The organism is Mesorhizobium sp. M0244, from assembly GCF_040321795.1.
Classification (GTDB): domain Bacteria; phylum Pseudomonadota; class Alphaproteobacteria; order Rhizobiales; family Rhizobiaceae; genus Mesorhizobium.
The window spans coordinates 31582-56957 of sequence record NZ_JAMYSE010000031.1 but is presented as its reverse complement, the minus strand read 5'-3'; the positions used below and the strand labels follow the sequence as shown (position 1 = coordinate 56957).

Genomic DNA, 25376 nt, shown 5'->3' with positions numbered 1-25376 from the left:
TTGGACGAACGCGGCCAATTTATAGGCGGGGTCAACCTTGCCTGTACAGACGACGATGCGGCGAGAGAGCAGACCAGGCGGTTCGCAGACGGCCGCAAGGTGGAGCTTTGGCGCATGGTTGCGCAGTTCAAATTTGACAATCCGCGGGAGCGTCCCGCGGCTACGAAGCGCCCTCGCGCCCGAGGGCGACGTTTCAGCCATTTCAAAGAGCCACTTAAGCAACCATTCTTCCCTTGGGTCTTGGCGCTGTTCAGATCTTGAAAAATTCGATCCTGATGCAGGCGTGCTGGCGTGGCGATCAAACGGCCTGTCCGGTGCTGTAGGGCTGCGCTCGATAACGGTCCCAGCCTTCCACCTTCGATCCGCGCAAACGGCACGGTCGAACATCCGGGCTTGCAGTTCCAGCCACAGGCACGTCAGCTAGTCCGCCACGCAGCAACGGCAGATATTCCGGCTGCCCCTCTCGATCACCTCATGGACACGGGCGGTGCGCTCGAGCCACGGCGCCCAAACCAGCGCGACATTTCAGCCGACGGACACGGTTTTCGTAGGGCGTCCGGAAGGCTGTTTCGGTGCGGCCGTTCGACACACAACCTACATTAGAAGGTGTTAATAAGTTATCGCCCAGCCTCATTCTCGCCGCAAATGGCAGGTTGGGTTACGTACATCGTCCTCGAATGATCACTTCACACAGGTACAAAGCCGTGTGTGAATAGGTTAGGAAACGGAAGTATCTGCGTTTTATTTAGCAACGCGGGTCGAAATTAAAACAAAAAACCGCAATGAGCTAATGGTCTACGGTGCTTATACTATACGACAGGCTCGGCGCTACGTCCGCCGGAAGAGTTGCTCTCAGTTCAATCCGGCAGCGGCTGGAACCGTTGAACACCTTGTGGGGCGTCGGCAGCGACACCGTATATGGTTTCAAGGAGGAGGACCTGATGAGCATTCCCATTGACAAAACTCACCTTCGAGGGCGGGCTCAACGTTAAGCTCGCTCGACAATATGTCTGGGGCGAGGACTTCCAAATCTCCGCTACTTTGAAATCCGTTCGCGGTGCCTAGCTGCGAGCATGCTCATGTCGCGCGCCTCGGCGATGCGCGGCAGTAGAAATCCCTGTTTTCAACCTCAAAGAGGATCACGAATGGCACTTTCCACACCTTCAGGCTTTACCTCTAGCGACCTGGTCTACGAGGAGAACTTCTCCGGTACGGCGCTCGACAGCAATTGGCATACCTACATCACCAGCAATGCCGCCAACGGCTGGCCATGGAATACCAATGGGTCGGGAGGAAGTACACCGGGCGGCCCATATAATGCCGACTACGATATGCCGAGCCAAGTGTCCGTGAGCAACGGGGCCTTGGATCTCACGGCGATCCAACAGCCCATCAGCGGCATGAATCAGGGGACGGCACAAACATTCCCGATCACGTCCGGCGCTGTCAGTAGCTACGGCAACTTCGAATTCAACGGCGGTTACCTTCAGATCAGCATGCAGGCGCCGAGTGGCGACGGCGCATGGCCAGGCCTCTGGATGATGCCCGGCCAAGGCGCGGGCAGCAGCGGCGACAATTTCGAGATCGATATACAGGAGGGTGGATTTACCGGTTCGGGGCCCACAGACCAGAATTTCGCCTGGCACCTCCACGGGCCGTCAGGGGCGACCGGTGGCGTCGTCGACAGCGGCGTCGACCTCACGGCGGGCTTCCACACGTACGGCATCAACTGGGTGCCGGGTGAATCGATCACCTGGTATCTGGACGGGAAGCAGATGGCGCAAGTGACCAGCGCACAGGCCGTGATCCCGGATGAACCGATGGAATTGATGATGAACAATGGGGTCGCGAATTCGAACGCGACCGGATGGCATTCGGCTCTCGACAGCTCGACCCCATCGTCGATGCAGATGCAGATCGACGAGGTGCAGCTCTATCAAAAGACAGGTAGCGGCGACACTGTCACGGGCGCGAACGTCACTCCCCCAACCGCTGATACGACCGGGACCGAGACTGGGTCTATCACTCCTTCCGGCAGCACCAGCGATGGCACCTTGTACGGCACCAGCGGCGCCGATGTATTGCATGGAACCACTGGCCAGACGATGATCGGCTATGGCGGCAACGACACTTACTATGTCGATAATGCCAACGAGAAGGTGGTTGAGGCAGTGGGCGGCGGCAACGACAGTGTGATCGCCTCGGTGAGCTATGCGCTTTCAGCCGGCTCGGAGATCGAGCATCTCGCCACCAACAACCCGTCCGACACGAAGGCGATGACCCTCACCGGCAACGAGTTCGCCCAGACCATCCAGGGCAATGCCGGCAACAATGTCATCAACGGCGGGCTCGGCGCCGACGTCTTGACCGGTTACGGAGGCCACGATGTCTTCTCGTTCAATACTGCTCTTGGAGCCGGCAATGTCGATAAGATCACCGACTTCAAGCGCTCCCAGGACACGTTCCATCTCAGCGATACCGTTTTTGCCGGGCTTCAGCCGGGAGGGCTTCCATCCAAAGCTTTCTTTGTTGGTGCAGCCGCGCATGACAGTTCCGATCATATCATCTACAACAGTGAAACCGGGGCGCTCTCTTTCGACAGTGACGGGGCCGGCGGCGCATCTCAAATACAGTTCGCCACCCTTTCCCCACATCTTTCGCTCGGCGCAGCCTCATTCTATGTGACCTGAAGGAACGCGGGGCTGCCGTGGCCAAACAAGGACTGGATAAACAGCACCTCAAAGCCATGATCCCGAACCGAAGTCAGCATAGCAAAAGGCGGGAGCCCGGTTTTCGGAGAAGATCTGCTCAAGCAAAAGAGATGGGGCTCCATCCCGATGCCATCGGGATGGAACAGGCTCTAGTTGTGAGCTTTCTGCAGGTTGTCCATTCGGATCGAACCGAGGAGACTGGAGTTACCAAGCTTCGGGTCCGAATGAACATCCCAGACTGGCACGCGCAGCATCATCAGCTACTTTCTCTCGCCAATGATGCAATACAAGCAGGAAACACTGCGAGAGCGGTAAGAAGCCGGTTTGCAGCCGACGAAAGTTCGCCCTCCGGTTTCAGCTCGAGAGCGCCGCAATCTTGTCGAAGCGCAGCCGAAGCATGCGATACGTCAAAGGCGGGAAGCGGTCGGCTCGAAGCTGGATGACCAAAGCCGGTTGTGGAACGTCGAACTGCAATGCTCGCGAGACAGGCCTCGCGCTCCACATTGCATCACCATCCGACGGGCACATTGACGTGGAGCAACATCGAACACCCCTGTTCTGCCGCATCACGCAAACCTGGCGCGGACGGCGCCCTCCTCGATCGTGTGGCCCTGGTCGAACTGATCGCAGTCACGACAACCAAACGGGCCTGAAGTTGGGCGCGCGGTCGATTCCGCGGCCGACGAAAACAGGGAACAAGTGAACGATGTCGAGATGGAGGCGCTCGCCATCTAAGGCGACGCATTCATCCGGAATGGAACTACACCATCCGCCCGAGATCAGTGGCAAATCGGAGCAGTTGACGGGTGGTAGCCCGAGCTCCCTCCCCTGCGCAATAAAGACCTATGCTTGCAGGTGACGCCGATTTGGGAAACTATTGACCCGCGAGGCCTCTCACGCGGTTGATGTGGTTCAGGCTGCCGCAAGCTGAATTCGTGGCGATCTCTAAAGCCGACCTCGTTCTGCTGGGAAATACAAGTGCTGACGTCGCGGCGGTCATTCCTGAAGCTCTTTGGCGCCGTGTCCCTTGCGGCATTCGGTCTGGCAAGTTATGCCTTCGCGATTGAGCCTCGGTTTCGACTGCGTGTCACTCACTACAAGCTCCTTCCGCCGCGCTGGCCGACGACTGCCAAGCCCCTGCGCATCGTCGTGGTCGCTGACATCCACGCCTGCGAGCCTTGGATGCCGGTTTCCAGGATCGACGAGATCGTCGGTGTTTCGAATAGCCTGCAGCCCGACATCATCCTTCTCCTTGGCGACTATGTGATGGGCGTGTCGCCGCGCTATGCCACCGGGATCGTGCCCGACACTGTTTGGGGCAATTCACTTTCGAAACTTACCGCGCCACTTGGCTGCCACGCCATTCTCGGCAACCACGACTGGTGGCACGGTGTCGATAGCGTCCGCGCAGCCCTCGTCGACAATGGCATTCCGGTCCTCGAGAACACCGCCACGCTTATCCGTCAGCAGGATGGCCCAGCATTCTGGCTCGCGGGTCTTGGCGACCAGTGGGCCATGCAGTTTTCTCGCGGCGTGTACAAGGGCGTCGACGATCTGCCTGCAACATTGGCCGCAATACCCGACGACGGCAATCCGATATTGCTCCTTGCGCATGAACCGGACATCTTCATTACTGTCCCTGACCGTGTCAGCCTGACGTTATGCGGCCATACACATGGCGGACAGGTGCGCTTGCCATTCATCGGCCCCCCCATCAGCAATTCAGCCTACGGACAGCGCTTCGCCTATGGGCATGTCGTCGAGGGTGGGCGGCACATGATCGTATCGGGGGGTTTGGGCGTATCGTGGCTGCCGGTGCGCTTCGGCGTGTCGCCGGAGATCATAGTCGTCGATATCGGCCCGAAAAACCCTCGTCCTGTCGACGAATGACATCTGCTGTCCCAGACAGACCTGCCGTCCGTGACCGTTCCGCGTGAGGGTATTGATGGTCGTGTACATGCGGTCGGGGTTTCGCCGTGTTCCCATGCCTCCAAGACGGAACGCGGCACAGTCCATCATCCTTTCTCCGGACGGGCGGAGTTCGGCGGATAGCTCTCGATTTCCACTAGAAATTGAGAAGCTGAACCAGGCGTCCAAAACACCTTTCTTCGACATTGTCGGGGAAGGGAAACCTGAATGCGGTCAGCGACATCTTGCACCCATCCTCGTCGTTGGCGCCCGAGCAGAACGCATCTTGGAGAATGCAAATGGCCATGCTTGCACGAGACCTCCTTTCGGCCATCGGCGGGCATACTCCTATTGGATGAGGCGGCGCGAACCAGCGTTTTAGGACTACTCCAACTCCTGAAGGGGCCTGCGCCCGGCAGCGTGCTAGGACTGTTGCGCCCAACAGCGGATCAAAACCGTGACCCTGGACATAGTCGGCCAAGCCAGGCCGAACACATTCGTCTTTGAAAACAGTGCCCTCATCAAAGCCACTGGCTTTCGGGAATACGACGCGCGCTGCTGGTTCGGCCATCCAGACCGGGAGAAAAAGCCCGAACTCAACCTGGTGGGCGTGCAGGCGATCGGCATGGCGCTTCGCACCTTGATCGGCCGAATAGGTGTAGTTCCCGACACCATCACTGGTCACTACTTCCGTAGCTGCCATCAAGAGGCGGGTTGCCAAACTCGTCGATGCCATAGCTGGCTTCGACAAGTCGGGGCATTTCTTCTTCAACCCGCCGATCGGGCGCGGCTAGGACGACGGGCTCCTCACGGCGATAGCCGTTCGCGAGATGCTCGACCGCAGCTTGGGCAAGACATTCGCGGACCTTTGCCGCGATCTGCCGCTGACCTTCAGCACCCCGACAATGTCGCCCCACTGCCCGGAAGAGGTAATACGGCGTGGTCGCGATAGTTGCCGAGGAATTCACGCAGGACGGGATCGAGTTCGCCGGCCAGGCGCTGGCCAATCTCGTCACCGTGAATGGGGGCGTGTCGTTGCCCAGACGGCACGTGGGCTCTGGTCTGAGCCTTGTTGAACAAGCCGGAAATTGTTGTCGTCGTGGGAGGCGCAGTCTCGCCGGAGCAACGTCGCGAGATGTTCGGGGCTCTCGATGCCGTGCGGCGCCGCAATCCAGAGGTCGGAGCCTACAACCAGACATTTTGAGGGACTGGACCATGTCGGACCGGATCATAAGTTTTGTCATGAGCGGGGGCGTCGGCTCACGGCTATGGCCGCTCTCGCGCGAAGACAATCCCAAGCAATTCCACGACCTTTCGGGCGACGGCTCCATGCTCGCGAAGACTGTCGGACGCCTCAAGGCGCGGCCGGACGGCGAGATGCCGATCTACCTGCTAGCCTCCGAACGGCATGCCGACCGCGTTATCTCGGATATCGGTCCGCTCGGCCTGAACGGTGGCAGCCCGATTTTCGAGCCCGTCGGCCGCAATACCGCCGCTGCGGTGGCCATAGCCACCTTGCACACGATCTCCGAATATGGCGGGGACGCGCTTGTGCTCGTGGTCCCCTCCGACCATCAGATATCGACCGAAACGCAATTCTGGGAAACCGTCGAGGCGGGCATGCCTGCCGCCGATTCAGGAAGCATTGTCGTATTCGGCATCAAGCCGACGCATCCCGAAACCGGGTACGGTTACATCGAGGTTGCGGCAACTGGCGACGGAGTGGCCCCCGTTTCCGTTTCGCACTTTGTCGAAAAACCCAATGCCGAGACGGCCCGCAAATATGTGGCTTCGGGAAGATTCTACTGGAACGCCGGCATCTTCCTGTTTCGTGCCGACACGATGCGCAAGGCATTTCTCGACTTCCGGCCGGACATCTGGGACACTGCGGAACAGGCCTATAAAACTGCACGGACCGACGTCTCGGGCATCTACCTGCCCCAGGGCTTCTATTCGGCTGTCCCGTCGACGTCGATCGACTACGCAGTCATGGAGCATGCACGCGGTATTGCGATGGTTACGGCTTCCTTCCGCTGGAACGACCTTGGATCGTGGCAATCGCTGCTGGAAGCCAGCCCGACGGACCGCGACGGCAATGTCGTAATGGGCGACGTTGTCGCCATGGATTGCGGCAACTCCTATCTCCGGAGCCAGGGCAGACTGCTGACAGTCATCGGAATGAAAAATGTGGCGGTGGTGACGACACCGGACGCGGTTTTCGTCGCTCCTGTCAGCCACAGCCAGAATGTCAAGAAAGTCGTCGAACAACTCGAGAAGAGCGGACGACTCGAGACGAAGTTCACGGCGTCGGAAGACCGGGTCATCATCAGCGGGTCATGGCGCAAGCGCGTCGAGCACTGGCTCTTCAACGAAACCCTGCCGCTGTGGTCCACTGCAGGTGTCGACGATGTGTATGGCGGCTTCCACGAGGCTCTCGGTTTCGATGCAAGGCCGCTGGGCAAACCCAAGCGCATGCGCACGATGGCTCGCCAGATTTACGCTTTCGCGGTGGCCAAAGAACGCGGCTGGGTTGGACCGGCCGACAAGCTCATCGACCACGGCATCGAGTTCATCGCCAAACACGGCCGCACCGATCGCGGTGGCTGGGTGCGCACCCTTAGTTCCGACGGCAGCGTGGCTGACCCGACGGAGGACGCCTACGACCATTCCTGCGTGCTCCTGGCGCTTGCCCATGCTCACCGATGCGGCCATCAGGATGCCCTGCAGCTGGCACAAGAGACGTTCCATTTCATCGACACCCATCTCGAGGACGTCAGCCTGAACGGCTTCCTCGAGACCCCCGGCTGGCAGGGGGTGCGGTTCTCGAACCCGCATATGCACATGCTGGAATCCTTCCTTGCCTGGCATGGCGTCACCGGCGACCGTGCATATCTCCGTCGGGCGGCACGCGTCGTCGATCTCTTCCGGTGCCATTTCTTCGACCAGGAGAGCTGGACACTTGGGGAACATTTCGACGTCGATTGGCTACCGTTGCCGGGAGACGAGGGACAGTGGACCGAACCAGGGCACCATTTCGAATGGGCCTCGCTGCTGGTTGATTTCGCGCGGGCAAGCGGGCAGAAAGACTTGGCAGCCTACGCCAGGAAGCTCTATTCGTCGGCGATCGCCAGCGGATTGAACCGGGCCACGGGCCTGGCTTATGCAGCCGTGTCGCGGCAGGGAATTCCCTTCGACCGGCTCTCCCGCAGCTGGCCGCAATGCGAAGCCGTCAAGGCGGCCGTCGCCCTGGACGGCATCGGCGGGCCTGATCTGAAACCCGAGATCGAAGCTCGTGTCGCCCGCCTCTTCAAATGGCATATCGATCCCGCACCGCTTGGCTTGTGGATCGACAGGATTGACGAGCGCGGAAGGTCACTGGCGACGGAGGTGCCCGCGAGCATTTTCTACCACCTCGTGACTGCCTTGATGCAGTATCTGGACAAGACCGCAGGGCAGGTCGAACCTTTCCGGCTGCCAGCTTTGGATACGAGCAAGACCGTTCCGATGCAGGGTTACGGCTGACCCAACTGTCCGCCATAGCTCCGTGTTGGTGAAACGATCAATAACGAAACTAGTACAAGATAGGGAGGAATACCCATGAAAGTGACAATACTGGCAAACTATGCACCCCATGCCTATAAGGGATTGATACAGGGCTCAGACCGGGAAGCTGCAATCAAGGCGCTTTTTGAAAGCGTTGGCGGCAAGGTGTCCGGCATGATGTTTACTCGCGGCGCCTATGATATTGTCATCAATGCTGAGGTTCCGGACCAGGCTGCTGGGATGGGTCTAGCATTGGCGGTGCGGGCAAGCGGCTCGGTAAACGACCTCGTTGTCCTCGAAGAACTCGACATGAAGGCGGTGCTCGCAGTTGCCAAAAAGGCTGCCGGCGTTTACAAGCCCGCCGGCTGATTGGCCAACTGGCTGTACATTGAAGGTAGCACGGGGAACGCGCCGTGCTGCCAAGTCTCAAGGACAGACAAGCTGGGTTTCGGTAAGCCGAAGCAGGCGCCGCATTGGTTCTGCTTCGGATACCGCGCGACGGCGAACGCGCCCGGCTCAGGGGGTCAGAAACGGAGGTCATGCCGAGCTGATTTTGGAATGTACACCCTAGAAGCTGCGCCCGACGGATCGGCGAGGTCCGGTTTCCTAGAGGTTTCTTGTCCAAGCGCTTCTTTATCTAATCGGAGCGCGACAAGGCAATCGAGATCACATTGTCAGTATCTGTTTCAGGTAGCTCGAACAGCGTTGGCAAAATTGGCCCCTCGGGCGGCGTTCTCATGATCACCGTCCCTAAGCGAGCTCGGACTTTACGACTTTCCAGGATACTTATGGTCATGACGCAGCGGGTGGAGCTAGCCGTCACTTCCCTACACCCTGTGCGCCGCCACCAATCTGGCGTAGAACGCTCCTGACCGAACCCGGCCCTGCGACGCGAGAATTCCATGCGAATAGTGTTGCCTGTGCTGTTGCTCGGCGCCGCCCTCGCCAGCCTGTCGCCCGCCCGGGCAGCGGCCGGCGATTGCGGCGATGCCGCCGCCCTGGTGCAGCAGGCCTATCCCAAGGCCCGAAAGAGCGCCGACGGCGCCTCGTTCACGCTTGCACCCCATACGAGCATCGCCTCAACGCTCCCGGAGAGCGATGCGCCATTCGGCCTGGCCTGCAAGATCTGGCCGGCTCATGACGACTTGCTTTTGGTCGCGGTACCGCTGATCGACAGCGCTAACAGCGACCACCTGCATGTCGGCGACATCGAGCTACTGGTCGTCGATAGAAAGAGCCTGCGGGTGCGCCAGCGCCTGCTCCAGCCTGGACTGATGACCGATGATGCCATCGCGATGCGTAAGGTGGAATTCGACACCGGCCGCTATGCACTGGCCCCTGAGGTCACCGCCTTCGGCCTGCGCATCGAAATGGCAAACCATTCGCAGGCTACTCCCTTCACTGAAACCGACCTGCGGCTCTATGCCGTCGCCAACGATGCGCTGCGCTTGGTGCTCGCCGGCCTCGTGGTGACCGGCCATGGCGGCGAAGGCGATGCCAGTTGCGCTGGATCGTTTCATTCCAGCCAGGTCAGCCTGGCGATGAGCCCGGCGCGCCACCACGGCTATCATGACATCATTGCGGTCGAGCGGACGGATACCGACAATCCCTCCCCCGACAAAGATGGCGAATGCCAGTCCCATCCCGCCAAGTCTGTGAAGCGGACCTACCGGCTGCGCTATGACGGCAACCGCTATCCGGTTCCGGCAGCACTCAGGGTGATGGGGTTGTGACGCCGCCGCACACGTCCCTGCCTTGGTTCGTCAATGTGATCAATTCCAGTTGAATGGGTATCGACCATTAATTCTCTCGTGGTAGGAGGCGCTCACGGGGGCTCTTCCCAAAGGAGCTGATGATTTGTGGTGGTCAAGATTCAAAAGGGGTTTTGCCGGAACGTGGGACGACAGACTGGACGGGCTATTCTCCGCAAAGGTCGACTACGCTGGAAAATCCATTCTCGATGTTGGCTGCAATATGGGTGTTGTCGCCTATGAGATATCCAAGCTGAAACCCAGCTCGATCCACGGCATCGACATTGCCAAGCCGCACATCCAGACTGCAAAAATGTTATTGAGCGGCTCCCCGGTGCATGCCCGGTTCGATCGCCTGAATCTTGGCAGCCGGCGCCTCGGCAATATCCTTCTACCGAAATACGATATCGTCCTGCTGCTGGCCGTCTATCAGCACATGCAGCGCAACATCGGCCCAGGCAAGGCGCGAAGGGTGCTTTCCAATATTGTGAGGCGCACCTCAAACGTTGTTGCCCGCGTTCCGCCTGGAACGGATGGCGAATTCATCGAAACGCTGTCCGACGAGGGATTCCAAGTTAAGAGCACTCACACATCCCCTCTTGGTAGTCATGTGCTCGTTCTTGAGAAACCTGCCTTCGGAAATCCGCAGCCATGATGACACATTCCTTGTGGTAGTCTGCCCCTTCAACATCCATGTACCAGCAGCGGGCGCAGACCCGCTGCCCTGCCTGCAACTCGGCCCGGGAAGCGCCGATTCGCCGGCAGAAAGCATCTTGCGGATGGACCTCGCGCCAATGCCGTTGACATTTAGCGTCGCGACTGCGGTGTTCTCTGCCTCTGCCTTAACAGACAGGATGCCCCCCGTTGGCCTAGGTGACGAAGACGAGTTTGGCCGCCACGGCGAGGGCACTGCCCGTCCCGCCTGCCGTCAGCGCGCCGCCGGTATCGAAATTCAACCATGTGCGCCATCATCTCGCGGCGCCCGCCCAGCGCTCATGGCTGATGGCGCCGGGCGGGTGAACAGGGCTCGGAATTGCTCCTCCGCACGCCGCAGTCCTTTATCTGTCAGAACCACTGACTTCGCCTTGTTTGCTGGATTCGCGATCAGCCCCTTCTCGTGCAAGCGATCCAGAGCGTTCCAATCCAAACCCTTCCAGGCGCGCCTCTCTTCATGCAGCGTCAGCCAAAGCAGGCCCAGAATGGCTTCGTCGATCTTGTCGGTGTCGATCTCCATGCAAGCAGTCTAACACGCGAAAGGGCCTCTGCCACGATCCACACCGGATAGTTACTGCCTGCCACGAGCGTTCGGCTGAAAATAAGTGCTTCACTCAGGCGTCGCATGCGCGACAGCGTCATTTGCGCGGGCGACGAGCCGGGATGGGAGCGGAGTTCATCATGGTGCCTAAGCGGCCGTGGCAGCCTTGCCGCTGGCAATGAAATGCGGATTGGCGAAATCCTCGTCGTCGCTCTGGTTGCGCTTACCGCAGGCGAGCGGCGCGCTATCGAGCGTGCGCGTCATGCCGCCAGCAGCGCGCAGCACCGCGTCACCCGCCGCGGTCTCCCATTCCATAGTGCGGCCGAAACGCGGATACGTTTGGCGGGACACTTTCTTTTCCGACGCGCTCTCCGGCCGCAGAAGTCTCAACCTTGCCAGAGGTGAATTTTTGACCCCTGAGCGGTTATCGCGGAGCGCATTCCGGGCCACAACCGGCTTTGCGACATCCCCTTCACTGATTCACTGCCCGTCTAGTGCCGGAATGCGAAATCTGCTGTGAGGGTCGGGGCTTAGCAACAACCGCTCAAGGTCGGTCCGACGTTGCAGGGCTGACGTGTTTTCATCGAGCCAAGACGGACTCTAGTACCGTGCCGGGAATGAGCTATAGTCAGATACTGTGACGGCCGGGCGCTTGCACAATGGCTGGACTGGGTGAACAGATTGCGCGTCAGCAGCGCACCATGGGACCGCTCCTGGTGACGGCAGTGGTCATCGGCCTTATCGGTCTGCCCGTCGCAGCCTGGCTCGACCTCCGAGACCTATCGGAACGGATGCTGCGCAGGCAAGCCAGCGAAATCAGCCGGATCATCGACGAAATGCGCGGATTCTACGGCAGCGACGTCGTGGGACGCGTGCTGCAAGCAGACGGCGCCGTGACTGCGACGCACAATTACCGGGACGTGCCAGGTGCGATCCCTATTCCAGCAACCCTCTCGATCGAACTCGGCAAGCGCATCAGCGCTCACGACGGGTCCGTCAAATATCGGTTCGTCTCGGATCTGCCTTTCAAAGGTCGCGCCCCCCACCAGCTCGATGTATTCGAGCGGAATGCAATCTTTGCTTTGCGCGCCAACCCGAAGGAGCCGATCATCGAAGTCTCGGGTTCACTGTTTGACCGGCAGGTCCGCGCCGTGGCCCCTGTTGTAATGGGACAGGTCTGCGTGACCTGCCATAACTCACACCCGGACAGCCCCAAGACGGACTGGAAGGTAGGGGATGTCCGAGGGATCCAGGAGATATCAGTCAATCAGCCTATTGCTGCGAACGTCCTCACCTTCAAGTATCTGCTCCTATATTTCGGTTTCGCGGCGGCGGCGGGCCTGACGTTCATTCTCCTGCAGCGTCGGCAGTCCGCGTTGATTCAGGGCATCAACAAGGAGCTTTCGGAGGCAAACGACTTCCTCGCCGCGATTTCATTGAAGATCGCCAAATATCTTTCGCCTCAAATTTACAAAAGCATCTTCAGCGGCCAGAAGGACGTCACCATCGCAACCGAGCGCAAGAAGCTCACGATCTTTTTCTCCGACGTCAAGGATTTCACCGCGATCGTGGAACGGCTCCAGCCCGAGGACCTGACGCTTCTCCTCAACGAGTACTTCACCGAGATGTCGACGATCGCGCTCAAACACGGCGGCACCGTCGACAAGTTCATCGGCGACGCGCTTCTTGTGTTCTTCGGAGACCCCGAGACGCAAGGCATCGAGGAAGACGCGAGAGCCTGCTTGCGCATGGCTGTCGACATGCAGCGTCGGCTGGAGCAGTTGAACAGGGTGTGGCATGACCGCGGAGTTGAACGGCCCTTCCGAGCTCGCATGGGCATCAACACGGGCTATTGCAATGTTGGGAACTTCGGTTCCGATGATCGGATGGACTACACGATCATTGGAGCCGAAGCGAACTTGGCGGCCCGTCTGCAGTCGATTGCCGAGCCCGGCGGCATCTGCCTCAGCTATGAGACTTACGCGCTCGTGCGCGACCTTGTCCGGGCGCGTCCGTTAGCACCGATTGCCATGAAGGGGATCAGCCGGGAGGTTGTCCCCTACGAAGTCGAGGGCCTCCTAGGTGAACTCGCCCAGCGCCCTCAGGTCATCAGCGAGCACGCGACTGGCCTCGACTTGTTCCTCGATGTTGAGGCAATCGACGAGAACGGGGTCGAGCGGGCGAAGAAACGACTTTCGGAGGCGCTCCTGGCCTTATCCATCCGAAGCAAGCCCGCTGCATTTTAGGTTCTTGAGATGCAATCTGGACCGCGGAACGGGCGACCTAGCTTTGTTCCGTGACAGTCGGCTAAACCGTCGTACTAATGGGGAGCGCGACAAGCCGGTAAGCGACGCTTGCGCCCTGCGTCGCGAGACTGTGGCACTCACGCAGCCTCGATGTCGGTCTGCGGAAAGTCGGCGCCTTTGAACATTATTGGCTGGTCAAAATGCCGGGCAAGCATAGGCGAAGCAGTCACCAAAGTTCAGCCGCGCCGGGTGCCGGCCCTTGCCGAAGCGATCGAAAGCATCAACCGTGAATCGAGCCGTGTTCGGCGGCACCACGACCATGTCAATCTCCATCAATGAGAGATAGCTTTCCACGGCCTCGGCCGCCTCGCTGATTGCCAAGTCCAAGAGTCTCGCGACCGCGATTGCAGCTTCCCATACCGCAGGTGGCGAGGTCAGCCGCTTTCTGGTCTGCTGCATGCGTGCAAGGCGTCCGCGCTCCTCTTGGTCATCAGCGCCGTCAGGACCGAGGCGTCGACGAACATCAGTCATTCTCGTACAGGCTGTCGCGAAACGCCTTGTCGGCGGGCCTGCCGTGTTCAGGCTTGCCCCGGGCTCGCAGATCACGGCAGAACCTGAGGCCGATCTCCACCAGGGACGGTCTAGCCTGTTCGCGCTCAAGCTCATGCTTGAGCGCGGCTTGGACGGCCTCTGTCAGACTAGTCCTCTTAAGCGCGGCGACCTGGCGGGCCAGCGCGTCGGTCTCGGGATTCTTGATGTGGAACGCCATCACTCGCTCGTATAGCCGTTCAAGTGTATCGGTATAGAGCAATTTGGATACACCGTGTGAAGGCCCCGCAGCATCGACCGGACACGAAGCGAATCGGCCACGCCAGGCTGGATAGGGATCGTACCGTTGTGCTTACAGATCTCGAGCAGTATCTGAGGTGGCTTCCATAAGTCACTTGTAATACTCGCACTTTCGTTCGGGTCGGAAACTGCGCAGTCATCGTCTAGCCAAATCCAGCAGCCTTGCCGCTGGCGATGAAATGCGGGTTGGCGAAATCCTCGTCGTCGCTCTGGTTGCGCTTGCCGTAGGCGAGCGGCGCACCATCCAGCGTGCGCGTCATCCCGCCGGCAGCGCGTAGCACCGCGTCACCCGCGGCAGTGTCCCATTCCATGGTGCGGCCGAAGCGCGGATAGACGTCCGCCTCGGCGCCGGCGAGGAGGCAGAATTTCAGCGATGAGCCGACTGAGACGATCTCGGCCGCGCCAAGCGCGCGGATATAGGCGTCGGTTTCCGGCGTGTTGTGGGACCGGCTGGCAACGACGGTCAGCGGCACCATACCGGCCCTCGCCGAAATCGGCTGGCGATCGACGATCTCATAGTCGTCATTGATCTCGATCGCTTCCGCTTTGCCCGGCCGGCCGGAAAAGAAGCGGCCGGTGCAAGGCGCGAAGACAACGCCGATCTCCGGCACGCCATGGCGAACCAGCGCGATGTTGACGGTGAAATCGGTGCGGCGGTTGACGAATTCCTTGGTGCCGTCGAGCGGATCGATCAGGAAGAAGGCGTCGCCGAGATCCGGCGCCATGATGCCGGCCGAGGCTTCCTCCTCGGCCACGCAAGGAATCTCGGGAAATCCGGCGCGCAGCCCGGCAAGAATGATCTTCTCGCTCTCGCGATCTGCCTCCGTCACCGGCGAACTATCCGACTTCTGGTCGACCGCACAGCCGGCGCGAAAGACGCGCATCACCTCGCGCCCCGCCGCCAAGGCAAGGCGCTCGAAGACGGCGAGCATCGCTTCGTCGTCAGATACCGCCGCCGCTATCATATTGGTCTTCGGCAATGTCACGGTCGATCAGCCAGTGTTCCAGGGCCTCTACCATCTCCTCGGCCGATTTGCCGAGTGTCTCGAGATGGATTTCGGGTTTTTCGGGCGCCTCATACGGTGAATCGACGCCGGTGAAATTCTTGATCTCGCCGTTCAACGCCCGCGCGTAAAGGCCCTTCGGATCGCGCCTGGCGCATTCCTCGAAAGGTGTGTCGACAAACACTTCGACGAATTCGCCGTCGGCCATCAATTCGCGCGCCATGCGTCGCTCGGCGCTGAACGGCGAAATGAACGACACGATGACGATCAGCCCGGCGTCGGCCATCAGGCGCGCGACTTCGGCGACGCGGCGAATGTTCTCGACACGATCGGCGTCGGTGAAGCCGAGATCGCGGTTGAGGCCGTGACGGACGTTGTCGCCATCGAGAATGTAGGTATGACGGCCGGTGGCGAACAGCTTCTTCTCGAACAGATTGGCGATGGTCGACTTGCCCGAGCCGGAAAGGCCGGTGAACCAGAACACGGCGGGTCGCTGATTCTTCATATCGGCGCGGGCGTGCTTGCCGACATCGAGCGACTGCCAGTGGATGTTTTCGGCGCGACGCAGCGAGTGCAGGATCATGCCAGCGCCGACCGTGGCGTTGGTGATGCGGTCAATCAGGATGAAGGCGCCGGTGGTGCGGTTCTCGGCGAACGGATCGAAGGCGATCGGCGACCGCGTCGAGATGTTGCAGATGCCGACTTCATTCATTTCAAGCGACTTGGCCGCCTCATGGGCAAAGTCGTTGACGTTGACCCGGTATTTCAAATCGGTGACGGTGGCGCTGGTCTGGTCGGTCTCGGTACGCAGGATGTAGGACCGGCCGGGCAGCAGCGCATGTTCGTCGAACCAGACGACGTTGGCGGCGAACTGGTCGGCAACCTGCGGCCGGGCTGCCGGCGATACCAGCATATTGCCGCGCGAGACCTCGACCTCGTCATCGAGGACAAGGGTGATGGCCTGGCCGGCCACTGCTTGGCTCAGGTCGCCGCCATGCGCGACGATGCGCCGGACATGGGAGGACTTGCCGGATTTGGCGACGACCACCTCGTCGCCCGGCGCAACCGATCCGGAGGCGATCGTGCCGGCGAAACCGCGAAAATCGAGATTGGGACGGTTCACATATTGGACCGGGAACCGGAACGGCAATTCGACCGCGGCCTCGTCGACCGAGACGGTTTCGAGATGTTCGATCAGCGTCGGCCCGGAATACCAGTCTGTCCTATCGGAACGACCAGTAACGTTGTCGCCATAGCGGGCTGACATCGGTATGGGAACGATCGTATCGAAGCCGAGCTCACGTGAGAATTGCCCATAATCCGCGACGATCCGTTTAAAAACCGCCTCGTCGAAACCGACGAGATCGATCTTGTTGACGGCGAGCACGATGTGGCGAATGCCCAGAAGCGAGGCAATGATCGAATGCCGCCTTGTCTGGCGCAGTACGCCCTGGCGGGCATCGATCAGCACGATGGCAAGATCGGCGGTCGATGCACCCGTTGCCATGTTGCGGGTGTATTGTTCGTGGCCGGGCGTGTCGGCGACGATGAACTTGCGCTTTGGCGTGGCGAAGAAGCGATAGGCGACGTCGATAGTAATGCCTTGCTCGCGCTCGGCCTCGAGGCCGTCGACCAGCAGCGCGAAGTCGACGTCGTCGCCGGTGGTGCCGTGCTTGCGCGAATCGCGCTCGAGCGCGGCCAGCTGGTCCTCGAAAATCTGCTTGGTATCGGAAAGCAGACGCCCGATCAGCGTCGACTTGCCGTCGTCGACCGAGCCGCAGGTCAGGAAGCGCAGCAGCGACTTTCGTTCCTGCGCCGCCAGATAGTCGCGGACGCCGTCAGTCGGGGCGAGGCTCTTGGCCATGATGTGGCGCATACTCAGAAATACCCCTCGCGTTTCTTCTTTTCCATCGAGCCGGCTTCATCCCGGTCGATCAGGCGACCTTGCCGCTCGGAAGTGCGCGCGGTGAGCATTTCGCCGACTATCGCCTCCAGAGTGTCGGCCTCCGATTCGATCGCGCCGGTCAGCGGATAACAGCCGAGCGTGCGAAACCGCACCATCCGGTTCTGCACCGTCTCGCCGGGCCGCAATTGCATGCGTTCGTCATCCTTCAGGATGAGCATGCCGTCGCGTTCGACGACCGGTCTTTGCTTGGCCAAGTAAAGTGGCACGATCGGGATATCTTCCTGGAGAATGTATTGCCAGATGTCGAGCTCGGTCCAGTTCGACAGCGGAAACACCCGTATCGATTCGCCGGCAGCGATGCGGGTGTTGAAAATCTTCCACATCTCCGGCCGCTGGTTCTTTGGATCCCAGACGTGCTGGGCGTTGCGGAAGGAGAAGATGCGCTCCTTGGCGCGCGACTTCTCCTCGTCGCGACGGGCGCCGCCGAAGGCTGCGTCAAAACTGTATTTGTCGAGCGCCTGCCGCAGGGCCACCGTCTTCATCACATGCGTGTGGGTGTTGGAGCCATGGTCAAACGGATTGATGTTGTCGCGCACCCCGTCTTCATTGACATGGACCAGGAGATCGAAGCCGAGCTTTTGCTGCATCTGGTCGCGAAAGGCGATCATTTCGCGGAATTTCCAGGTCGTGTCGACATGGAGAAAGGGAAAAGGTGGCTTGGCCGGATAAAACGCCTTCATCGCCAGATGCATGAGCACGGATGAATCCTTGCCGACCGAATAGAGCATCACCGGCTTGGCGAAAGCCGCGGCCACCTCGCGAAAAATGTGGATGGATTCAGCCTCAAGCCGCTGAAGGTGCGTAAGAGCGATGTTCATGGACTGTGAGCGTTCTTTCGTGCCATCCACAGAAGGGCCTGTATCATCAACGGGCGCGATCTTCAGCCCCCCGGTTCAAGCTGCACTTCTTGATAATCTATTCTCGTGGGGGCGTTCTAGCAGATCGTTCCTGCCCAGAACAATGCAAGACAAGCCTGCGGCTGAATGGTTCGGGAATGAATTTTCCACGCGGCCAGCCAAATCGGGAAATTCCTGCTCAGCGACCAATTGCGCCTGAGAGGAGCAGGAAAATATTGCCTGGGCTGGGAAGCTGAGAGCCAGGAGCCGGCTCGCCTGACCGCCGTCCGCTTCGTTCAGGCGACGTCAGCCGTGGCGACGAGGTCGCTAGGACGAAGTTTCGATGGGAACAAGCAGCTTGTCACCGTTGTGGTCGATCTCGATCATCTCGCTCTTGCGGCTCAAGCGTTCCGCAAATCCTTTGTGGAAGATGATGGCGTTCATATAGGCAAAGGTCATCGCCAGCACCCCGGTTCGCAATGGGTAGTCCACCAGCGAGTGAATGAGAATAAAAGATACCGAGAGGAATGCCGCTTTCTGCAGTGAGTCACGGCGAATTCTAACCAATGCGATCAAAAGCAATATGAAATAACCTATCATCAGCAGGATAGCAGGGACGCCACCTTCGAAGGCTAATTCAAGGTATTCATTGTGGGCATGATTCACATATTGCCTGAAAATCATGCCCTCCCTTTCATATATCTGATAGGCCTTTTGAAAATTCCCGAATCCAATGCCCGTCGCCCAATTGTTCTTGATGCCTTCGATTGTGGTCCGCGCAAACTCCCCTCGCCCGAAAGCCGGGTCGAGCGCCTGTGCATCCAGCTTGATCCAGGCGCTCATCGTGTAGATCGAAAGCCCGATAAAAATCAGAAGAACGCTGAACCCGCTCACCCTCGAGCGGGCTGAGAGAAAGATCACGGACAATACCGTGATCGCAAACCCAATCAGAACACCGGCGCGGGAACCGGCGGCCAAAAGAAGCAGCAAAAGCGCGATCAAGCCGAACGATCCGGACAAGAGATGTCCGCGGAACAGACCGTGATAGACGACGAAGGGGATAGACACAAAAAGCAAAGCCGAAAAATGATTCACATTGGCAAAAAGCCCGGCATTGATCGTAAAAGGCAACAGCCCCACAATAGCGATTTCGTCAGAGAGCGAATATTGAATCGCTCCTGCCAAACCATTGCAGATAACACCCATGAAGAAAAACGGAAGAAGCGCGCTGACCTGCTCGGCACGCAGACGCAATACGGCCAAGAAAAACGCGGCTGCGGCCAAGAGATAAACCAAACATTCGACCGTGCGGCCGACCCCAACGCTGATGAAGCGAAATCGGCTTTCTCCAACCCAGGGATCTCCGAGCAACAGTTCCGGCCGCAACCCGTTGAACATGGCCGCCGGCAGTGGGACGATTTGCAAAACCGCCAACGCCACGGCAAAGATCAGCAGCCACAGAGCCGAACGGGGGCTTCTTTGGCCAGAGGTTTGGGTGAAGACGGTCGCCGCCGAGACAATTGCCGCGACCTCGATCAGAGTGTCCGTGTAAAGGCCGTTCGCAGTACCACCACCGATCAGCAGCGATACAAACAGGACCGAGCCGAGAAGATATTTATCCCATTCCGACGGTCGGTCGTTCAAGATGGAAGTCTCTCAATGCTCAATTTGTGCATCACCAAGGTGCCGACATATCGAAATCGCCAGCTCTCGGCAATGGCGGCGGTCTGCAGCGTCAACAGTTGCATGGGGCAGTCAGCCGGTCCAACCGAGAAATCCTGGCTCAGATTTTGACGGTTATATGTGCCCTCGGGAATGTTGAACCGTGCAATTTCGCCGGCTGGCCCCGCGCATCTGATCGACCAGAACAATCCCTTTGGAAGCTTCAGGTTTCGTCCAGAGGCAACCAGGGAAATCTTGTAGGAGCCTGCAGGCAGCGAAATGAACTGCTGAAGCGCTGTGTTCTTGACCGGCGTGTTCAAGAACCGGATCGTCGCCCCACCCTCGCCCTCTACCGCATCCTGGGATGTTGCAAACGCAATTTCCAAGCCCGATTGATCGCGGACCTGCCAATCGAAAGGTTTGCCGCCCGAGCCCGGCTCGAACGTGCCGTTGAAAATATATCCGCCTAGTTTCCGCTCTTCATCAGACAGGCTGAAAAGAAACAGCCGATAGGCCGGTCCATATTCTTTCTGACGCAAATAGCCGCTGATCACGGCAGTCAGTTCGCCCGAATTCGGTGGTGCGCTTGATCCGGTCAAATCGAGCAGCAGACGATTTGCGAAATCGATCCCCTCGGGAGTTTTGCTAAGAGCGTAGATCAGACTGACTCTCCAGGGCGCCTGCGCCCTGATGGCCGTCAGCACGGCTTGGTACCCATCAGGATTCGAGAGAATTGTCGGCAGGCCGTCGGCGACTGCCGGAAATTGGTCTGGCCATCGCCGCAGCAATATGTCGATCTCGCCAACCGCCTTCGCCAAATCACCTGTTTCGATCTTGCGGCCTATGGATCTCTGCAGCGCATGGATCTCTGTTTTGGACAATTTTCGGGCTTGATCGAAGAGCTGGTAGGCTTCGTCCTTTTCGCCCTGCCGGTATTTGATCTCGCCGATCAGGCTATAGAGCCGCGCATCCGCCAGATCGAAGGCGAGCCCGCCCCTGGCCCTGGCGAGCAATGCATCAAGATCAGGAGCATTGTTGGTGTCGTTCAGGTCGCCGGTAATTTCAGCTATCAACGCATCAACGTTGAACGGATCCAATGCAAGAGAAGCAGCCGGTGTTTCTGTTTCAAGAAATCGACTTAGCCCGATCGAGGAAGCGACCAACACGAGAACGGACGCGACGAACCAGACGACTGAATGCCGGAGACTTTGCATAAGCGGGCTGGCTTGCTCCATCATCGACTTTGCCCTCAATCTTCGGAGTACTCGTGTCCGTGCCGTAGTTGTAGTACTGATAATTCATGTATTTGTAGGCGTAGTTGTAATCGAACTTGTTCACCGCAAACTTTGACATCGCGGCTCCGACTACGTTCGCGCCAGCCGCTCGCAGGCGCTTCAACGCGGTCTTGGCCGACTTACGCGTCACCTGATTTGTAGAGATGACCATCAATGTGCCCTCAGCGAGCCGGCTGAGAATGGGAGCATCCGAAAGACCGACGATCGGCGGAGCGTCGATGATGACAACATCGAAGCGCTTGCCAAGATTGGTTATGATCAGGGCCATCTTCGGCGAAGAGAGCAGATCCGCGGGGTTCGGCGGGATCGTTCCAGAAGTCAGAACGGTCACGTTGGGATATTTGGTCGCCCTGAAAATGCTAGCGAGATCCTCCTTGCGAACGGTGTTTGTCAGCAGATTGCTGAGCCCGATCGTGTTGTCCAGGCCAAACAGGCGATGAAGGTTCGGCTTCCGGAGATCGCCGTCGACAATGAGAACTCTTGCGCCAAGTGCTGCAAAATCCTGGCCGAGTTTGAATGACGTGGTCGACTTGCCTTCCGAAGGCTCCGAACTAGTGACGACCAGCGATCGTGGCGCGCCTTCCGCACCGGAAAACTGCAGCGATGTTCGAAGCGAACGATAGGCCTCCGATAGGCCGGATTTCTGATCGGCGATACTGGCCATAAGTTCCCGGTCATCGACGAGCGGCAAGATGCCGAGCATCGCCAAGCCCAATTCTTTTTCGACCTGTTCAGGGTTGGTGAAGGTGTTGTTCAACAGTTCGATAACATAAATGACCGACGCGCTCAGAGCCAGGAAAAGAGCCAGGGCGATTGCGAGATTGATGCTCAGGCGCGGCGAATATGGGCTTTTCGGCTGCGTGGCAAAATCTACGATTGCGGCGCTTTGCGTCTTGAGTTCGGAGCTGACACCAACCTCGTTCAGCTTGGCGATAAGGCTGTCGTATTGCGACCGGTTCGAATCCACTTCCCGCTTGAGGATCGTGTATTTGATGTTCTTGTCGTTGAAGACGACCTGCTGCTTTTCCATCTCAGCAAGTTTAGCCTTGAGATCGGCCTCCTTGTTCTGTGCCTCCTGGTATTTCAACCGCAGCGAGTCCGTTATAGCGAGGACGCCATTGTTATAGAGACGTTGCAGCTCTTTGATCTGCGACTGCAGCTGCTGCATTTCCGGAAAACCAGGCTTTAAAATCCCCAATTTCTGCTGGTATTGACTGGTTAGATCCGCCAGTTTATCGCTGAGCGCTTGCAGACCTTTGCTTTCCAGGACGGGGCTGAGGCTTGATCCGCGGCCTTTGTCTATCTGGTCCACCACTCGTCCGGCATCGAGTCGGTCCTGGATCGCAGTTGCAAGGGCGGTGTTCAGGGCTTCGATATTTGACCCTATCAGCGATTTGTCGTCGCCGGTTATTGTGATGCCTGCATCCTTGGCATAAGCGACCAACTCCTCTTCGGATTTCTGGAGCTTTTGCTTCACCTGCAGGACCTGTTCCTGGATGAACTGTCGTGCCAGGTCGGATGTTTCGCTGGTCTGGTCGAGACGTTGGTCAATAAAGCTTTGGGCGACCTGATTGGCCACGTCGCTCGCATATTTCGGCTTCTGATCGACAAACGTGATCGATAGCAGGCTCGTGTTGGGAACGAGGTTGATGGTGAGATCACTTAGAATACGCCCGATAGCAATTGCTTCGCGTTGCTCTGGAGTTTTCTCTTCAATGGAAGGCGATTTTGAAATTCCGAACGCACGATAGAAGATGTTGCCGAGGGAAAAGGCCGGCGTGGGAAACAGGAAATCCGGTTTTTCACTAAGACCCAATTGGAACACAACGCGCTGCGCCAATGCGCGGCTTTTGAGCTTTTCACGGGCGGTGAGGAAGGCTCGCACGTCCGCGTTTTCAGAAACCACCTCGATGTCCTGGAAGACCTTGGCCGAAGGAACGAGCACTTCCAACTGCGTTGTTGCCTGATATTTTGGTGTCTGCATCATCGTAACGATGACGCCGGCGACAAGCCCGGCTGCCGCCATCATGACGATCAGCCACCGGTACTGAACAACGTAAAAGAACAGCTTTAGCGGATTGAAGCCCTCGTCCTGCTCGGAATGGTCGCGGCCATACGGGCTATAATTTTGCGCACCGTCATAATACAGGTCGGCGGACAAAGCCTGGCCGTGTCCTGGGCCTGCAATTTGATGCTGTCTGTTACGATCGAGCATGGTGCGAGGTAATCCTAGGTTTCTCTGTATTCCGATAATTCCGACCGGCCGCGGTCTATAGTCCCGGGATCACCGCAATTCGGGCTGCACTTGAGGCGACACCGAGGGCATCCTTCAGGTTGGCCATCGCAATTTTCGATTTCGATGCGAAGACAACAATCTTGTCGCCACCATAGATGCGTGGATTCCGGCTCTTGCCACCACGAATCTGCTCCACATTGTAATTAGCTACCAATGTGTTTGGACCGATATTGCGATAAACAAAGACTTTTTTTGCATCCCCAATGTTATTGAACCCTCCTGCAAGGGCGATCGCATCAATGAGAGAAGAATTGCTCGACACCGGATAAATGCCAGCCTTGTTGACTTCGCCATCGACGGTTATGCGCTGTCCAATCGATTCCTTGATGAAAATCGTCACATCAGGCGACTGCAGGTATTTGGCGCCGTAAGCGGTTTCGACTTCCTGCTCCAACTGGCGGACGGTTTTTCCTGCCGCGGTGATGGTTCCGATAAGCGGAAGCGAAATCTGCCCGCCAGCATCGACCTGAACCGTCCTGTTTAAATTGTCGACCTGGAACACATTCACCTCGAGCACGTCGTTCGGTGACAGAGGCTGCTCGCTGCCGTTCTGGGTGTTTTGCGGCGCGGGCAGGTCTTTTACCACTTGCAGAGCGCCGCCGCCCGAAAGTGGCGTCGACGATGACGTCAATTGCAGCGCATCGACCGAACTCGATGAAGAAGGTGTCGTCGACGAGGTGCTCGTGCATGCCGACATTGCGAGTGAAGCGAGCAAGACGAATAGCGTGCTCATATGGATTTTTGCGAACCGAAAAATGTCCATCACGCTACCCCGCCTTTGAACAAGCGGCCAAATCCTCCAAAACGGCCGGCGTTGCCGGCGTTTGGTTTTTGCGGGCGTGCTTTTCCGACCGGCTCAAGAGGCCGGTTCGCCAATATTTCGCCTGGACGTTTCAACACCATGTTGCGGGCCTCGTCTTCCCCACATCGCTTGGCAGCAGCAGCGACCGCCTGCGAAAGCCCAGGACGCCGGCGCGTAGCGCTATGAGTGTCCGATGCAATAATATCCACCCTGCCCTCGTCAATCAGCTTTTCCGAATAATAAAGCGCCGTGCGCCCAAAAGCACCAACAATCGAGTCGGCAGTAAGCTGGATCAGGCAGCCCACTGCATTCAGCCTCTCGATAACGTCGTAATTCGTTTTGATCCAGGTCAAACGCTCAGGATGAGTAAGAATCGGGATGAAACCGGCGTTTATGAGGCGTAGAACAAGATCCTCCATTCGTGGAGGTAGAACATGATGCGGCGGTTCGAACAGAAAATAGCGGGACCTGTTTAAAGTCGGCACACTGCCGGCCGCCAATTGGTCCGGAAGATCGGGCGCTATGTGAACATCGGCGCCGACGTAAAGAGCAAGTGGTATGGCGGCGTGGCGCAGCGCCTGGTGCAGCTCTTGAACCGCCTGGACGATGTTCGATGTTCCGTTTTCGTATACGCCGGGCGTCACGTGCGGCGTGCACGCCATGTGGGTCGTTCCGTCGGCCACCGCCAGCCGGGCCATTTCAAGCGATTCAGCGAGACTGGGAGAGCCATCGTCGAGGCCGGGCAAGATATGGGAATGCAGATCAATCATGGGCGTTTGTGACCGCAACCAAGCAGCGTAGCGACTTCATCCCAAGAAAACACAAACACGTCATCCGCAAGACAGCGAATGGCGCATTCGTCAAGCTCTTGCAATAGGATGAATGCCGGGTCGCAGCTATTGGCTGACGGAGTCGTCATCATGCAGGCCGATGACCAGCGCCGCACCGCCGCCCAACAAAATTGGCGCAAGGCCAAGCCCCATGCCGGATGTGTCCAAGGCTACGCACATGCCGCCTTCCCCGGGATCGACCTTGATGGCCGCCGGAATGTCGAAACTGCAATTCGCACCGAAACGCAGCGAAGCGGAAGATTGAGATCCGGTCACGACGCAAACGCCGGGATGGACCGTCGCTCCAGCCTTCGTCCCGAATATCCACCAGCCTCAGACATCCGCACATTGCCTCGGGCTTGAGCGACCTGACCAACACACCGGCAAAAACACCAACAGGTGGTTCAAGACAGTTCTGTGAT

General features: G+C 58.6%; 20 protein-coding genes and 2 pseudogenes. 8 read left to right on the top strand and 14 right to left on the bottom strand.

Going from position 1 to position 25376, the window contains the following annotated elements:
* Positions 1-1145: 1145 nt before the first annotated feature.
* The gene (locus tag NKJ08_RS19365) at positions 1146-2690 is read left to right on the top strand and encodes a family 16 glycosylhydrolase (RefSeq protein ID WP_352531674.1); all 1545 of its coding nucleotides are present in this window, start codon (positions 1146-1148) and stop codon (positions 2688-2690) included.
* Between the two features lie 1002 nt (positions 2691-3692).
* On the top strand, positions 3693-4601 hold the full coding sequence (locus NKJ08_RS19360) for a metallophosphoesterase (RefSeq protein WP_352531688.1): 909 nt from the start codon (positions 3693-3695) through the stop codon (positions 4599-4601).
* Positions 4602-4776: 175 nt separating this feature from the next.
* On the opposite strand, the gene NKJ08_RS19355 is transcribed toward NKJ08_RS19360, so the two are convergent.
* Positions 4777-5355, bottom strand: coding sequence for a hypothetical protein (locus tag NKJ08_RS19355; RefSeq protein WP_352780235.1), 579 nt, complete (start codon positions 5353-5355; stop codon positions 4777-4779).
* On the opposite strand from NKJ08_RS19355, the pseudogene NKJ08_RS19350 reads away from it, so the two are divergent.
* The 5 genes and pseudogenes from NKJ08_RS19350 to NKJ08_RS19330 all read left to right on the top strand — a co-directional run.
* Positions 5306-5823: pseudogene (locus NKJ08_RS19350) on the top strand (phosphomannomutase/phosphoglucomutase); the annotation flags it as partial. The gene NKJ08_RS19355 and the pseudogene NKJ08_RS19350 sit on opposite strands and share 50 nt — an antisense overlap.
* A gap of 11 nt (positions 5824-5834) precedes the next feature.
* Positions 5835-8141 (top strand): AGE family epimerase/isomerase, encoded by a 2307-nt coding sequence (locus NKJ08_RS19345; protein WP_352531670.1) that lies wholly within the window; start codon positions 5835-5837, stop codon positions 8139-8141.
* Positions 8142-8216: 75 nt separating this feature from the next.
* Positions 8217-8531 carry a GYD domain-containing protein gene (locus NKJ08_RS19340; protein ID WP_352531668.1) on the top strand — a complete coding sequence of 105 codons (315 nt, stop codon included), beginning with the start codon at positions 8217-8219 and terminating at the stop codon, positions 8529-8531.
* Between the two features lie 533 nt (positions 8532-9064).
* Positions 9065-9895 carry a PA3715 family protein gene (locus NKJ08_RS19335; RefSeq protein ID WP_352782794.1) on the top strand — a complete coding sequence of 277 codons (831 nt, stop codon included), beginning with the start codon at positions 9065-9067 and terminating at the stop codon, positions 9893-9895.
* A 124-nt stretch (positions 9896-10019) separates the two neighbouring features.
* On the top strand, positions 10020-10568 hold the full coding sequence (locus NKJ08_RS19330; RefSeq protein ID WP_352780232.1) for a class I SAM-dependent methyltransferase: 549 nt from the start codon (positions 10020-10022) through the stop codon (positions 10566-10568).
* A gap of 297 nt (positions 10569-10865) precedes the next feature.
* Here NKJ08_RS19330 and NKJ08_RS19325 read toward each other — a convergent pair whose 3' ends face one another.
* The gene (locus tag NKJ08_RS19325) at positions 10866-11147 is read right to left on the bottom strand and encodes a DUF6429 family protein (protein WP_352782790.1); all 282 of its coding nucleotides are present in this window, start codon (positions 11145-11147) and stop codon (positions 10866-10868) included.
* A gap of 168 nt (positions 11148-11315) precedes the next feature.
* Positions 11316-11504, bottom strand: a pseudogene (locus NKJ08_RS19320) (3'(2'),5'-bisphosphate nucleotidase CysQ); the annotation flags it as partial.
* Between the two features lie 323 nt (positions 11505-11827).
* Between NKJ08_RS19320 and NKJ08_RS19315 the strand changes: the two are divergent.
* Positions 11828-13414 (top strand): adenylate/guanylate cyclase domain-containing protein, encoded by a 1587-nt coding sequence (locus NKJ08_RS19315; RefSeq protein WP_352782787.1) that lies wholly within the window; start codon positions 11828-11830, stop codon positions 13412-13414.
* Between the two features lie 195 nt (positions 13415-13609).
* Here NKJ08_RS19315 and NKJ08_RS19310 read toward each other — a convergent pair whose 3' ends face one another.
* The 11 genes from NKJ08_RS19310 to NKJ08_RS19260 all read right to left on the bottom strand — a co-directional run bounded on the left by NKJ08_RS19310 (position 13610) and on the right by NKJ08_RS19260 (position 25230).
* Positions 13610-13873 (bottom strand): type II toxin-antitoxin system VapC family toxin, encoded by a 264-nt coding sequence (locus tag NKJ08_RS19310; RefSeq protein WP_352782785.1) that lies wholly within the window; start codon positions 13871-13873, stop codon positions 13610-13612.
* Positions 13874-13937: 64 nt separating this feature from the next.
* The gene (locus tag NKJ08_RS19305) at positions 13938-14183 is read right to left on the bottom strand and encodes a type II toxin-antitoxin system VapB family antitoxin (protein ID WP_352782783.1); all 246 of its coding nucleotides are present in this window, start codon (positions 14181-14183) and stop codon (positions 13938-13940) included.
* 223 nt (positions 14184-14406) lie between these two features.
* Positions 14407-15195 carry a 3'(2'),5'-bisphosphate nucleotidase CysQ gene (gene cysQ / locus NKJ08_RS19300; protein WP_352782805.1) on the bottom strand — a complete coding sequence of 263 codons (789 nt, stop codon included), beginning with the start codon at positions 15193-15195 and terminating at the stop codon, positions 14407-14409.
* Positions 15196-15205: 10 nt separating this feature from the next.
* On the bottom strand, positions 15206-17143 hold the full coding sequence (gene cysN / locus NKJ08_RS19295; RefSeq protein ID WP_352782781.1) for a sulfate adenylyltransferase subunit CysN: 1938 nt from the start codon (positions 17141-17143) through the stop codon (positions 15206-15208).
* A gap of 2 nt (positions 17144-17145) precedes the next feature.
* On the bottom strand, positions 17146-18051 hold the full coding sequence (gene cysD, locus NKJ08_RS19290) for a sulfate adenylyltransferase subunit CysD (protein ID WP_352782775.1): 906 nt from the start codon (positions 18049-18051) through the stop codon (positions 17146-17148).
* A gap of 345 nt (positions 18052-18396) precedes the next feature.
* Positions 18397-19713: an O-antigen ligase family protein gene (locus NKJ08_RS19285; RefSeq protein WP_352782774.1), complete on the bottom strand. Its 1317-nt coding sequence runs from the start codon at positions 19711-19713 to the stop codon at positions 18397-18399.
* Positions 19710-20969, bottom strand: coding sequence for a tetratricopeptide repeat protein (locus NKJ08_RS19280; protein WP_352782771.1), 1260 nt, complete (start codon positions 20967-20969; stop codon positions 19710-19712). Before NKJ08_RS19280 ends, NKJ08_RS19285 begins: the two co-directional genes overlap by 4 nt.
* Entirely contained in the window at positions 20857-23241 is a 2385-nt protein-coding gene (locus NKJ08_RS19275; protein ID WP_352782768.1) for a GumC family protein, read from the bottom strand. The genes NKJ08_RS19280 and NKJ08_RS19275 overlap by 113 nt, the downstream gene beginning before the upstream one ends.
* Positions 23242-23296: 55 nt before the next feature.
* Positions 23297-24085, bottom strand: a complete 789-nt coding sequence (locus tag NKJ08_RS19270) for a polysaccharide biosynthesis/export family protein (protein WP_352782802.1) — start codon at positions 24083-24085, stop codon at positions 23297-23299.
* Positions 24085-24894, bottom strand: coding sequence for a tyrosine-protein phosphatase (locus NKJ08_RS19265; RefSeq protein WP_352782766.1), 810 nt, complete (start codon positions 24892-24894; stop codon positions 24085-24087). Before NKJ08_RS19265 ends, NKJ08_RS19270 begins: the two co-directional genes overlap by 1 nt.
* A 126-nt stretch (positions 24895-25020) precedes the next feature.
* Positions 25021-25230, bottom strand: a complete 210-nt coding sequence (locus NKJ08_RS19260) for a hypothetical protein (RefSeq protein ID WP_352782764.1) — start codon at positions 25228-25230, stop codon at positions 25021-25023.
* Positions 25231-25376 lie beyond the last annotated feature (146 nt).

Bases quoted from the DNA above. Each gene is read 5' to 3' on its own strand.
- NKJ08_RS19365 (WP_352531674.1), top strand. From the start codon at position 1,146: ATGGCACTTTCCACACCTTCAGGCTTTACCTCTAGCGACCTGGTCTAC.
- NKJ08_RS19355 (WP_352780235.1), bottom strand. From the start codon at position 5,355: ATGGCATCGACGAGTTTGGCAACCCGCCTCTTGATGGCAGCTACGGAA.
- NKJ08_RS19345 (WP_352531670.1), top strand. From the start codon at position 5,835: ATGTCGGACCGGATCATAAGTTTTGTCATGAGCGGGGGCGTCGGCTCA.
- NKJ08_RS19340 (WP_352531668.1), top strand. From the start codon at position 8,217: ATGAAAGTGACAATACTGGCAAACTATGCACCCCATGCCTATAAGGGA.
- NKJ08_RS19335 (WP_352782794.1), top strand. From the start codon at position 9,065: ATGCGAATAGTGTTGCCTGTGCTGTTGCTCGGCGCCGCCCTCGCCAGC.
- NKJ08_RS19325 (WP_352782790.1), bottom strand. From the start codon at position 11,147: ATGGAGATCGACACCGACAAGATCGACGAAGCCATTCTGGGCCTGCTT.
- NKJ08_RS19315 (WP_352782787.1), top strand. From the start codon at position 11,828: ATGGCTGGACTGGGTGAACAGATTGCGCGTCAGCAGCGCACCATGGGA.
- NKJ08_RS19310 (WP_352782785.1), bottom strand. From the start codon at position 13,873: ATGCAGCAGACCAGAAAGCGGCTGACCTCGCCACCTGCGGTATGGGAA.
- NKJ08_RS19305 (WP_352782783.1), bottom strand. From the start codon at position 14,183: ATGGCGTTCCACATCAAGAATCCCGAGACCGACGCGCTGGCCCGCCAG.
- cysQ (WP_352782805.1), bottom strand. From the start codon at position 15,195: ATGCTCGCCGTCTTCGAGCGCCTTGCCTTGGCGGCGGGGCGCGAGGTG.
- cysN (WP_352782781.1), bottom strand. From the start codon at position 17,143: ATGCGCCACATCATGGCCAAGAGCCTCGCCCCGACTGACGGCGTCCGC.
- cysD (WP_352782775.1), bottom strand. From the start codon at position 18,051: ATGAACATCGCTCTTACGCACCTTCAGCGGCTTGAGGCTGAATCCATC.
- NKJ08_RS19280 (WP_352782771.1), bottom strand. From the start codon at position 20,969: ATGATGGAGCAAGCCAGCCCGCTTATGCAAAGTCTCCGGCATTCAGTC.
- NKJ08_RS19275 (WP_352782768.1), bottom strand. From the start codon at position 23,241: ATGCTCGATCGTAACAGACAGCATCAAATTGCAGGCCCAGGACACGGC.
- NKJ08_RS19270 (WP_352782802.1), bottom strand. From the start codon at position 24,085: ATGGACATTTTTCGGTTCGCAAAAATCCATATGAGCACGCTATTCGTC.
- NKJ08_RS19265 (WP_352782766.1), bottom strand. From the start codon at position 24,894: ATGATTGATCTGCATTCCCATATCTTGCCCGGCCTCGACGATGGCTCT.